The sequence below is a fragment of the Phycisphaerae bacterium genome (assembly GCA_019636475.1).
GTDB lineage: Bacteria > Planctomycetota > Phycisphaerae > UBA1845 > UTPLA1 > JADJRI01.
The window spans coordinates 806,746-819,219 of record JAHBXN010000001.1; the positions used below are offsets into that span (position 1 = coordinate 806,746).

8 protein-coding genes are annotated in these 12,474 nt (G+C 58.6%); 3 read left to right on the forward strand and 5 right to left on the reverse strand.

Going from position 1 to position 12,474, the window contains the following annotated elements; genetic code table 11:
- Nucleotides 1–470: 470 nt before the first annotated feature.
- The 4 genes from KF841_03155 to KF841_03170 are packed head-to-tail and all read right to left on the reverse strand — an operon-like array spanning nt 471 to nt 7,043.
- Nucleotides 471–3,587 carry an efflux RND transporter permease subunit gene (locus KF841_03155; GenBank protein MBX3394345.1) on the reverse strand — a complete coding sequence of 1,039 codons (3,117 nt, stop codon included), beginning with the start codon at nt 3,585–3,587 and terminating at the stop codon, nt 471–473.
- A 5-nt stretch (nt 3,588–3,592) separates the two neighbouring features.
- Complete coding sequence (locus tag KF841_03160; protein MBX3394346.1) at nt 3,593–4,858, reverse strand: efflux RND transporter periplasmic adaptor subunit; 1,266 nt, start codon at nt 4,856–4,858, stop codon at nt 3,593–3,595.
- The gene (locus KF841_03165) at nt 4,855–6,381 is read right to left on the reverse strand and encodes a TolC family protein (GenBank protein MBX3394347.1); all 1,527 of its coding nucleotides are present in this window, start codon (nt 6,379–6,381) and stop codon (nt 4,855–4,857) included. Before KF841_03165 ends, KF841_03160 begins: the two co-directional genes overlap by 4 nt.
- A complete protein-coding gene (locus tag KF841_03170; protein ID MBX3394348.1) occupies nt 6,381–7,043 on the reverse strand; it encodes a TetR/AcrR family transcriptional regulator in 663 nt (220 codons plus the stop codon). Before KF841_03170 ends, KF841_03165 begins: the two co-directional genes overlap by 1 nt.
- 710 nt (nt 7,044–7,753) lie before the next feature.
- Here KF841_03170 and KF841_03175 point away from each other — a divergent pair.
- Entirely contained in the window at nt 7,754–7,927 is a 174-nt protein-coding gene (locus KF841_03175; protein MBX3394349.1) for a hypothetical protein, read from the forward strand.
- A gap of 21 nt (nt 7,928–7,948) precedes the next feature.
- Here the strand turns inward: KF841_03175 and KF841_03180 are convergent, their stop codons facing one another.
- Complete coding sequence (locus KF841_03180; protein MBX3394350.1) at nt 7,949–8,350, reverse strand: hypothetical protein; 402 nt, start codon at nt 8,348–8,350, stop codon at nt 7,949–7,951.
- 914 nt (nt 8,351–9,264) lie between these two features.
- Between KF841_03180 and KF841_03185 the strand changes: the two genes are divergently transcribed.
- Together KF841_03185 and KF841_03190 are read left to right on the forward strand one after the other, a co-directional pair.
- Complete coding sequence (locus KF841_03185) at nt 9,265–10,509, forward strand: hypothetical protein (protein MBX3394351.1); 1,245 nt, start codon at nt 9,265–9,267, stop codon at nt 10,507–10,509.
- 97 nt (nt 10,510–10,606) lie between these two features.
- Nucleotides 10,607–12,474: RHS repeat protein (locus KF841_03190; GenBank protein MBX3394352.1), on the forward strand; the 1,868-nt coding region annotated here is incomplete at its 3' end.

A 12,474-nucleotide genomic window follows, 5' to 3' on the forward strand; every position in this document is an offset into this window, starting at 1 on the left:
GATAATATACTCAACGTTGAGTAGTTTGTCAACTTCGGGAGGGAGATTCGTGGGAAGCCGGATTAGGGACCGAGCGCGATTTGCGTCAGATTTGCGTCAGAACGAGCCTGAGAACAGTTGTTAGCTAGTAAGCGTACAGGCCGGAATCAGTGACGCAAACCTCTGCGCCACAACCGTTAATCGTTGTCAGAACGTGGCTTAGGTTCACCTTCTGGCGATTTTCCAGGCTGGACGTCGTGGGTTCGAATCCCATCGCCCGCTTTCATAACATCAATAAAGACAAGCACTTCCGATGCAGATAACCTACGACAGATGTAGTATTTGCGTCAGATCCAGTCCGGAAACAGTCGCTAGGAAGCTGGCTGTCGCGTCTCCTAAATTTTGGAGCCGTCAGATCGCGGTCTTCGGCGCGATGCGAGTGAAGACTGCGCCGAGCGAAGCGAAGGCCCCAATCGCGTCGTCCAATACCCCTATGACTTGAAAGAAGGGAGGGCGTCTTTCCTTTTATCATGCTTTCGGAACCATTGCACCAAGCGCCAGGTTGATGGATGCACCAGATCATCCACGATCGTATATACCGCCGGGACGACAATCAGTGTCAGCAAGGTCGAAGTGGTGAGGCCGCCGATGACGGCGATTGCCATCGGCTGACGCGACTCGGCGCCCGCGCCGGTTCCAATCGCTATGGGCAGCATGCCGAAGATCAGTGCCAACGTCGTCATGAGAATCGGGCGAAGCCGGATCGGGCCGGCCTTGAGGATGGCCGCATTGCGTTCGAGTCCGTCCCGATGACGAAGCGTGTTGATGAAATCGACCAGGAGCACGCCGTTCTTGGTGACAAGTCCCATCAAGAGAATGATGCCGATCATCGTGTAGATGCTTACTGTCATCTTGCTGAGGAGCAACAGCCCGAACGCACCGACGACCGAAAGCGGCAAGGCGAGCATGATCGTGAAGGGATGCACCAGGCTCTCGAACTGCGAGGCCAGCACCATGTACACAATAACGATGGCAAGAAACAACGCGAAGAGCAGATTGGCAAACGCTTCCTTCATGTTGTCGGCTTGGCCGGCGAATCCAAAGCTGTACCCCGCTGGCAGGCCTACCTGATTAACGACCGCCGATAGCTCGGAGACGGCTTCTCCAAGCACCTTTTTGTCGCGCACGAGATTGGCGAGAACGGTGATCTGTCTGGCCCGGTTATAGCGATCAATCTGCACGGGGCCGGCCTCCTCGCGGACATAAGCCACGTTTCGCAAATCGATGAGTTCGCCCTTGCGGTTGCGGACTGTCAACTGTTCGATGTCCTGCGGACGGGATCGGAATGGCTCCTGGAGCCGGACGCTTACGTCATAGCGTTCACCTTCGGCTTTGAACTTGCCTATGTCCTCGCCTCCAATCAGCGCATTGACGGCCGAGGCGACAGCCATTGGGTTGACGCCCAGGTCCGCGGCGCGGTCGCGCTTGACGAAGATATTGACCTCCGGCTTGTTCTTCTCATAGGTCGTGTCAATGTCCACATACCCTTCTGTTTGCCGCATTCGGGAAATCACTGCATTGGAGATCGCCTCCAGCCGATCCAAATCATTCCCGCGAATTTCGAGTTGCACGTCGGCCCATTTACGGCCGCCGCCGGCGACGCGCGGCACGATCTCCACGCTGACCTTTGCGTCGCCCATTTCTGCGACTTGCTGGCGCATCCAGATCATGGCGTCATTCTGGCTGATGCTTCGCTGGTCCTTCTCGTGCATCTTGATATACATCGTGCCTTCGTTGACGCGCTGAAGCTCATCTGCGCCTATCGTGACGAATGTATAGTCCAACCACTCTTGGTCCTTTACCCGGTCCCGGATGCGCTCGAACAACGAGTCCGTGACGGCCAGCGAAGCGCCCAGCGGGGCCTTGACCTTGACGTTGAACTCACTCTGGTCCTCCAGCGGCAGGAATTCCGAGCGCAGGAACTGGCCGATGTAGATCGAGAACACAAAGGTCGCAACGGCAACGCCGACAACGATCCAGCGATGCCGAATAGAGCGTGCCAGCAGCCATTCATATGCTCGGTCGATAGCCAGAAACATCCGCTCCGATAGCTGGAAAAGACGGCCGCGCTTGGGGGGTTTCAAGATGCGCGAGGACAGCATCGGGTCCAGCGTGAACGACACGAACATGGAAATCATCACGGCAAACGCGACGGTCATGCCGAATTGGTAAAAGAAGCGACCGACGATGCCCTCCATGAACGCGACGGGCACAAAAACGGCGACAACAGAAAGCGTCGTGGCCAGCACGGCCAGCGTGATCTCGTGCGTACCGTGAGACGCTGCCTCGCGCGCGGACATGCCCTCCTCAACGTGCCGCATGATGTTCTCTTGAACGACGATGGCATCGTCGATCAGCAGCCCCACCGCCAGCGACAAGCCCAGCAGGGTCATCATGTTTTGGGAAAAGTCAAGAATGTTCATCAGGATGAAGGTGCCCATGATCGCGGTGGGAAGTACGAGCGAACTGATAAACGTGCTCCGCGGATTGCGAAGGAATATGAAGACGATCAGGATGGCCAGGCCGCCCCCGAAGACAATGTGAAACTTCACTTCGTCGACGGAGTGCTCGATGAACCGCGACATGTCCTGCGCGATGGCCAGTCGCACCCCCTGCGGCCCCAGCTCGCGCTGGAGCTTTTCAACCTCCGCCTTTACATCGTGCGCGACATGGACGGTATTTGTGCCGGACTGCCTGCGAACCAACAGGGACACGGCGCGCACTTGATTGAGCCGCGCGAAACTGCGCTCCTCTTCCAGACCGTCTTCGGCCCGACCCAGGTCCTTTACGCGAACGGGTGCTCCGTTCCGGTAGGCGACAACCATGTTGTTAAATTGATCTTCTGATTCGAATTCGGCCTTAGTTTTGACCACGTACTCGCGTGCGCCGGATTCGACGCGACCGCCCGGAAATTCGATGTGCTCAGCCCGCAGTGCGTCGATTACATCCTGAACGGAAAGCTGGTATCCTTCGAGCCTCGTGCGATCCAACCAGAGCCATATCTGCCGTTGCCGCCCGCCCACCAGCTTGGCCTGTCCGACGTTAGGGACGCGCTGGAGCCGCTCCTTGACCGTCTTATCCGCGAGGTAGGTGAGGTCGCGGATGGGCATGTCCCCCGACACCACGACGGCCATGATCGGCGAAGCGTCCACATCGAATTTCTCGACGACGGGCTCTTCGAGGTCATCCGGCAGCTCCGAACGCACGGTGCCGATCTTGGCGACGACCTCCTGGTAGGCCACGTCGATGTCCTTATCCAGCTCGAATTCGACGACCACCTGCGAGACGCTGTCGGTGCTGGTCGAGCGCAGGTGCTTGATCGAGCTGATGGTCGAAATGGCCTCCTCGATGAGGTCAGTCACCGTGAGTTCCACCGTCTCCGGGTCGGCGCCCGGAAGCACCGAGACAACGGTGATCACGGGGAACTCGACGCGCGGAAAGAGATCGATTCCGACGCGGCGATAGGAGATCACGCCGAACACGATGATCGCGGAGAGCACCATCGAGGCGAAAACCGGGCGGCGAATGGCGATGTCTGAGAGTGTCATTGAGGCTACCCTTGATCCGGCCGCGTCGTCGTCCCAGGTTCCGGAACCAATATGCGGTCGCCTTCGACCAACCCCGACCGGACCTCTGCCCAGGTCTCGTCCATCGCCCCAATCTCGACGTAACGCTCGACGCCATGGCCGTCATTTGAGACCTTTACCGCCCAGCCTCGCGAGGATCGTTCCAGCGCGAGACGCGGGACCGCAAGCACGGGCTCTGACTCGCCTGTCACAATCTCTACCCTCGTCAGCATTCCTGGCCGGAACGTCAGTTTCGGATTGATCACAAGACTGCGGCATCGGAAGGACCGCGTCGCTTCGTCCAACGTCGGATAGACGATGCCGATGGTTGACCGCGTTTCCTCGACTTCCTCGCTCACGCCCTCTGCGTCGAAGGTCACACGCGTGCCGGGCTTCACGGCGGAAAGCAGTTCCTGTGGCAGCGAGTACTCAAGATAGAGAGTGCCGACTTCCTGAACTTCGAGCAGGTGTGTTACAGGCGTTGCCGTCACCGGCTCACCGGGATCGACCAATCGTCGAGCGACGATCGCGTCATAGGGCGCACGGATGATCGTCTCGTCGAGCCGTTCCTTCGCGTAGTGAAGCGCCTCCTTGGCCTGTTTCACGCCGGCTTCGTGCTCACGCAGCTTGGCCGCCTGCTCGGCGACCCGCGATTGGGCCGCCTGAAGCCGCGCCCGGGATTGCTCAAAGCCGAAACGCGCCGCATCGTATCGCTGCTTCGGGATCGACGGGGTTTCTCCCGGGGGCTTCTCCCATAGATTCTTCATCCGGGTGTGTTCGAGTTCGCTTTCCGCGACGGCCGTCTTCGCAACTTGCACTTCCGCCTCTATGGCCTTGAGCGTCTCGCGTCCTCCCGCGAGTTTCACCTCGGCTGCCTGCGCGTCCGCCTCCCTCTGCTCGACTTCGATCGCAAAAAACGTGGGGTCGAGCTGCACAAGCTCCTGGCCGGTTCGTACGGCATCGCCCACGTCAACCAGGACTTTCTCGACCCGGCCTGAGACTTGCGAGCCAAGCAAGGTCGTTTGCCGCGCGCGGAAAGAACCTACTGCCGACGTAGACTGTCGCACCGGACGACGCGAAACGACGACCCATTGGCCGGCGGGCATGCGCGGATCGCTTTGCGTCGTAGAGGTCGGCGCAGTTGCTGACAGAGCCTTTGCTGGCTCGGGATTCTTGTTGTCACAACCCGTGGATAGCGTCGCCAGGATCAGACACAGCGATGCCCCGAAGGTATTGGGATTCCTGAACGTCATGGGCCTTGCGTCTCCGCGGGCGGCTCGCCGCCAATTGCATGAACCAGCCGCGCGTATGAACTGTGATAGTCGTAAAGCGACTGGTAGTAGTTGGAGCGTGCCTGCGAGAGCCGGTCTTCTTCGGTCAGCACATCCGCGCTGGTCAAGAGGCCTTCCCCGTATTGATCGCGCACGATCCGCAGGTTTTCCTCCCCCAGTTCCACAGCCTTCCGGGCGACCGGGATTCGTCCGGCGGATTCGTTGACATTCAGGTAAGACTGCTTGATGTCCAGCACGATGTTGTCCACCTGCTCGTCGTAGCGATCCACGGTTTCCGCGATCTCCTTGCGCTGCCGCTGAAGCCGTGCGATGGTCACGCCCCCGTCGAAGATCGGGATTTGCACGGCCACGCCGCCGCTGAGCCACTCATTGTTCAGCAGAAATTCGTCGCTCGACCAGTTGTAGTCGGCGAAACCGAAGATTCGCGGTGCGGTCCCCTCGGCCCGCGTCGCGCGATACTCGTCGCGGGCGATTTCGATCTGCCGTCTGACCGATGCCAGGTCCGGTCGCGTGCCGATTGCAAGCATCAATGCGTCGGTGAACCGCCCGCGCCACGGTTCCACCTCCAGCACGTCGACGACCGTGGTCGGCTCCGTCACATCGGCGCCTATCTGGCGATTGAGCGTCGCAATCGCTAGCTGGATGTTGTTCTCAGCCTGGCTCAGTTGCTGGCGCCGTTCCGCGAGCTGAACCTCCGCCGCCAGTACGTCGTTCGCTGCGACCAACCCCTGCGACTGAAAGTCCCGTGCGATCTCCAGTTGCCGCTCAACGACCCGAATGGACTCTTCGACGACGCGCTTGATCTTCTCGGCCTCCAGGATGCGGTAGTATGATTGGCTTACTGCAAAAGCCACGTCCTGTCGCTCACGCCGAGCATCGTAGCGAGCCGTCTGCACGCGGCCCTCCTGGACTTGGCGGACGAATTCGGATCGTCCAAAGTCGTAGATGGGGACGATGAGCGAGACACGGCTGGTCCACACGTCGCGCTCGCTGAACGTCCCCGAGAAACTCGGCCCAGCGCCGGTCGGTTGCAGAAACTGGCCCGTTGGCGTGAGCCCGGCCTGCTCGACGAGCGAAGTCGCCGCCGCCTGGGTCAAAGACTGTCGCAGTTGATTCCGCAGGCTCGGCGCGGGTCGCTGAATGCCAGAGTCGTTGTTGCGCGAAGTGAAGCGGCCTTCAACGCTGAGTTGGGGCATCGTCATGGCGATCGCTTCCGAGACGCGATCGCGCGCGATGAGTACGCGCCGGTCGGCGATGCTAATGCGCCGGTTGCTCTTAAGGGCGATCTCGATGCAGTCATTCAAACTGAGAGCGCTTTGCTGGCCAAGTGCTGCCGCTGGCTGCGTCGCCACTGCGGGCGTGTTCCGAACAATGGAATTCGCACGGTCCAAGGCGCGCGGCCGATAGGTGGGTGCGTCGCGCATGGGCGTGCAACCTGCCAGGCAAATTACGGCAACTGAGGAGACGGCAACGCGGCAGCTCATTACGCGCGCCTCCGGTAACGGTCGTGGCGGACTCGTTCCGCGTCGCTGAGAATCCCGAGAAAGTACGCTTCGAGTATGCGTCGCGCCTGCGATTCAAGCGGTTCACGACGGCCGGTAAAATGATTTGTGAAAATTGTGCCGTACAGCAGGTCGCTGATCGTGTCGGCAATGTCCTCGACAGGAGCGGCACGAACTCGTCCTGCCGAGATTAGACCCCGGAACAAGTCCAACCAGCGCCCGATGTTCGCATCGCGGTGCTCGAAGTAGGTCGGCTTTTTGCGGTCCTTGAACACGGCTCGCTCCAGGATCAGAAGCTCAACACAGTCCGGGTGCGCGTCGAAGAAGGCCAGGTACGCGCGAACTGCGGCCGCAAGCTGCTCCAGCGGGTCGCCGTGCTCATCGACGGCGGCTTCGACGACCTCGCGGAGGCGGTGCATGGCACGGTCAACCGCCGCCAGAAACAGCGCCTCCTTCGCCTCGAAATAGCGATAGATAGTGCCCTTGCCGACGCCGAGATCGTTGGCGACGACCTGAACGTCCGTCCTCGCATACCCGCCGACCGCGAAGAGCCGGGTCGCAGCGTCCAAAATCTCCCCCCGGCGGCGAGCCACCAGAGAATCGTCTTTCGGCCTTCCACGAACAGGTTTGACCTTGGTTTTCACGATCCAAATTCCCACGCATTTAAGCGACCTGGATTAGTTGACGGACCAGTCCGTCGCTTATATCCTATCGGCGGCTGCGGAGCCGTCAAGCACCGTCGTGGACCAGAATCTGCCGAAGTGCGCGGCGCGCGCCGCATCGCTCGAATGGATGCTGAGCACCGAGGCCATTGGACGTGGGGAGCGAACGAGCACCGAAAGCGGACAAGGTTCCCATGCAAGACGAAGTTCCATTTGTGCCAGCCGCGGAGAAAGCGCGGAGCGATCCGAACATCGATAGTGCCAAGCACCCCTTGACGCGCGCCCTACTTGCCGCTGCGCGGGAGTGCCCTTGGTGCCATCGGCCAACCGCAGGCGGAGCAGTTGAGTACCTCTGGCAGGATTCCAGATTCTGGGAAGTCAGGATTTGCTCCGAGTGTGGCCAATTTTTTGTCGTGAATTCCCTGGTGGAGGAAGGAAAGCCGGTACAAGCGCATTGCGCCACGCTCAGATTGAGCAATTCCGAACCGCTGTTGCGGAGAGAACCAGGGCGCGACCCCTTTGGGGATGAAGGTCATAAGTAGTAAGTGATCAATGGAGATTGTTTGAGCGGTCGGAATTCCGATCATGCCGCAATCAAGCAATTGATGTTCGAGTGAGGAAAATGGACAACGCCTCGACGGAAACTCCGCATCCGGGCGTTAACAGTTCCCCTCGTGGAAGGAGTCAATCAGATGAGATTCTGTATACAATGGCGGAGGAGGATGGCGGTAATCGCATGCGGAGCGCTGTTGCTCCAGACGCAGGGGTGTATGATCGACACAAACGTCTTAGTTGCTGATCTGGCCCAGGCTACGCTGACGGTTTTGTTGGACGCCCTCGTGGGCGCACTGTCGCAGGCAATTTGAACGCCGCAAGGGATCTTCAAATCACGTCTTGCCGACTGCGGGAGCCCCGCGCTTTCCGGCGAGGCAGAGCGAGAGCGCCTGTTCAAGCCAGTCGATGAGTGTGCGATCAACATCCGATACCTTCTCAAGCAGAATCTCGCAATGGAATCGATTCGCGGAAACCTGCTCGGTCTTCCGGACGCGCTTCGACTTGAGTGGTGACGCCAAGCGAATATTCAGCAACACCGCCCGCTTGCGTGGATGCAGCCCAGCGTAGGCCGTTCCGTCCTTCCCGGCGACGATGTGAACGCAGGTCTTCTTGGGGTCTTCAACCGCGAATTCCCGTCCCACGTGCGCTTGAAGCTGGGATATCACCGCCGCGTAAATGTCGCCAGCGCCCGTGATTTCAAACATATCGACGCACGGGTCGAGTTTCTTCGTCATGGCGTTCCCCTAGAATCGAAGCGTTCCACAGCAGTATGACCGGCGAAGCCCCTCAAGTCCACCTTGAGATCGGCCACCTTGGGCGGCCCTGGCCGGAAGGGCGTCTGACAGACGCGTGAGACAAATGGCAATCGCCTCGCCACTCCGTTCGTGTCCGTGTCTGCGACGGCCCAATCCTACGGTGATGTGCGAAAAAAGTGTATCGCGCTGATCGCGAATGGGCCATCTGAGCCCGCAGGAACATGCACTTTTCGCCCTCTAGAAAGTTGCGTCAGTTTTGCGTCAGAACCAGGCCGGAAACAGCCGTTCGCACGTATGCGTACAGTCCAGAATCAGTGACGCAAATCCTTGTGCCGCAATCGTTAGTCGTTGTCAGTAGGTGAGTTAGGCTCGGCCTCTGGTGATTTCCCAAGCTGGACGTCGTGGGTTCGAATCCCATCGCCCGCTTTCATAACTTATTACTCAATAATCACTTACGAATTAGCTCATCGGCTCGACGATTGAGCAAACCGTCGCGCAAAACGGTAATACCGTTTTGCGCCGGCCGTTTGGAATGGCCTGAACCTGATCGCAAGTAGTCATCTTGCAATGGGTTGCGGATCCCGCGAGTCACCCATGATGTCCAGCCACGCTGGCTGGACTACAAGTGAAGTACGTGTACTCGTTCGGCATCAAATTCCGATGTTCGGTGCGACCGAACCAACCGCCCTGCTTCATGCGCTGCCATACTTTTCGTTGACGCGGCGCCAAGCGACTGTTGAACTTCGCCTATCGGTTACATTGCCTTGACACGGCAGACAGCGTAGATCACGATTCCCAACGGTCCGGGAGGGGGATATTACCTCCGCCCGACGCTTGCCGTATCGCCATCGCACTCCCCTTCCGCCGGAGACAATTCAACCAAGAGGTGTTCCATGCGACGACTCATGGTCATGTTCAGCGTCCTGCTGACGACGAATTCCATTGCCTACGACCAGCTATCGGTGTGGGATAAGTTGATGGCTCGCGCGCAGACAGAAGACGAGCGGCTCATCACGCGCATGACGGCGCTGAGTCTCGCGTGTGAAAATGCCGACGCGGTGCAGGCAACGGAAACGATTTCGATGCTGTCGCAGTGGACCGACACCGTTGAACAGACTGAAACGGCAACTTCGGATACAGCTGGGGCGGACACGCCATCGGCGCGCCAGGCGCTGCTTTCGCACGCCGTCGGTCATGGAGCGGAACGCTTAAATGCTATCGGTGACAGCGCCGCAGCATTAGATTTGTGGCGGCGGCTCTCATCGCAGCCGTGGGCAACCCAAGTCACGAAGGAAAAAGCGTTTGAACTCATCGCCAGCAACCCAAGCTCCATTGCTGCCAGACAGGAAGCTGCGATAGCCGCGCTGCGGGACAGCGGCGTCGGCCGGTCCGGGCAAATGCCGCAGGCGTTCGCATCGTTACTGGATCAAACTGCCATCTCCGCACTTCGTACTCTCGTTCGCGAATCCGCCGACATCCAGACCTTTAACTACGCCGCGGCCGCGACGCTTGCGGAGTTCGGCGACCTGGACATTCTGTCGGAGCTTCACGCCCTGCAAGCGCCGTTCGCGGAAGCAGATGTTTGCTCCGGCGACGCTCTCGGTTGGTACGCTTGGCAAATTGAGATTCAGAATCCTCCGTCACAGCTCCTGACACATATCGCATCGCCAGAGCTTTTCACCGCTGAGAGCCGATGTTGGGCGATCCGCAAGGCGGCGGAACTCGGGCTATCGACCGAGGACATCCGAGAAGCCATCGAAGATTATGAATCCGCCGGAAGGCCATTCGGTCCTAACCAGCAGCCAGCGGGAATCGCGGAAATGAAAGCCGTCGCGATGAAGCTTGGCATTATTGCGGAAGCGGTATTTAGCGATGCCATCCCCGGTACATCGCCCGCCTACGAAACCAATCAAGTCGCGTGGAATCTTTCGACGCCGGTCGTGGACTGGATTCCGCCTTGGGAACCGCGCTACGAGAACTATCCCGCCTTCTTCGAGTGGTGCGAAGCGCAGCCGTGGGATGAGCTTGATGACGAGACCGGGGCACGGCTGTTCTCGGAACGGCTCTGCGAACTCGAACTGCTTCCACCCGACTCGTGCGGAATCGTGGCAGAGACAGTAAACACGGCATCGCCGTAGAGTCTTTCGTCACAGTGGATCGTCCGTCATCAACGAGCAGTCGAGCGTGATCTTCTTAAGTAATGCAAAAGGTGTTCATCCAGACCGGAGCCGTCCGATGAATTTTGTCCATCCCTTCGTCAAACAATTCTCCAAGATTGTCCTCTGTGTTCTCACGATCGGTATTCCGGTTCTTTTTCCGCAAAGAGCACTGGGGCAGGTTCCAACGCCGCCCATGTACAATGATCGCACCGGTTCTCCACCGTTTTGCGAATATGCTGCACAAGGTTCACCATGCAGCACCGATTGTCGTTGTGTACCCACGATTTCCTCGACTGGTTGGCCGTGCGACGGGTGTCCCGGCTCTACGCCTAGCGGGTGGTGGCCGGGCTTTGCTACACTTTTCTACCCACACAGCGGTGCTGGTTCATGCGCGCCATTTGACTTCCACCAACTCCCGCTTGTGAACTTCCCATCAGGTGTCTTGCAGGCGGGAAATCTCGGCCTCATTCCAAACTACACAATTTCATTATCGTCAATCGGAGGCCTTGGTCGCATTCGAGACGTTCCCCTTGAGAGCTCGCCTGATCGTTTTCCGACCGATGCCGCTGCACGCTTTCAGCTCGTCCTTGGTGGCACTGGATCGTCTGCCGATTGCAGAGGTGCTGTCTTTTTTGTAACGGCCGAATTCAATCCGTCTTTATTCGATGTAACGGTTTTTGGTAGAGTCCGAACTGGCGGAAGTTTTAACTGTGGCTCGACGCCGCTTCAGCCGTTTCAACCAAGGCTAATTGTCGGAACCGAGATTTCTACAAGCAACGACCTGCGATACCCCGACCTTATCGCAAGCCCACATTACATCAAGATCGGCATGAAGCCCGGTCGCAGCACTCGCGATGCTGGCTCCGAATCTGTGAAACTAAGAGTACATCGATTTAACTGGGGGGGAGACCACGATTTTTTTTGTGAGGCGTCTGGAAATTGCCCGGAGGGTTTTCGCTTTCAGCAAAGCGCTTCCACGAATGTTCAGGTCTTTTCTGCCAGTTACGAGCTACCCGTTTCTTGGTGCGCAGATGCTCCTCCCCTCTCGGATGAAGACAAGTTACCGATTTCTACACTCTCCGACGAGCAGCGCCAGGCGGCTGAATTTGATGGACAGGGAGCAAAGACCCTTAATGATCTGACGGCAGAGCTGCCCTCGCTTCGCGTCGGTCACAATCGATTCCGGTGCGGACGAACGTTGCAAGAATCACTTGGCAATGACGCGTACTGGCATAATGGCTTTAGTTGCTCGGCTTCTGTGTTCGCGCGCGTCAATCTCTTTGGTGTATGGTGTGCGGTAGAAGACTTGCCAGGTTGGACATATCAGCAAGTCGGCTCGGAATTTGTAGTGACCGATCCCAACGAGGGGCTGACCTACCACTATCAACGGCCCGGAGGAGGCACGAACCTTAGTGAAACGCCGCTCAAACTGGCGAGCATCAAGCGCAGCGGCTCAGCCATTCGAACGTTCGCCTATAGTGGCGGCGGAGTCTCCGGGAATTTGACGGACCAGACAGATAATGGCGGCGATGCGATTTCCTATACCTATGGCACTCAGGGCAGCGACACGTTGCTGACCGTTACTGGGACGGAGGTCGGCGGCGGATCGCGGGTCATCACGGCACTCTATTCGTCTGCCGGATTTCTGAAGTCCGCGACTTGGGCCAATGGCGGCCCGGCGCGGCAGTATGAATATATAGTCGATCTAGTCAATCCGGCGCTGGATGGTCGCATCAATCGCGTTCTCGATGCCGCCGGAAATCTTCTGCTGGATTATGATTATGACAGCACCGGGCGCGTAGTCCTTACAACGCGAGGTACCGGACCGACCCTTCAGACGCTGAACCGTCAGGTTCATGAAACTCCACCCACGAGTTCAAATCAAACCGTGGGCGACACGTGGATGATCAGTCAGTGCTTTGTCGATGCAACGACATACCAAGC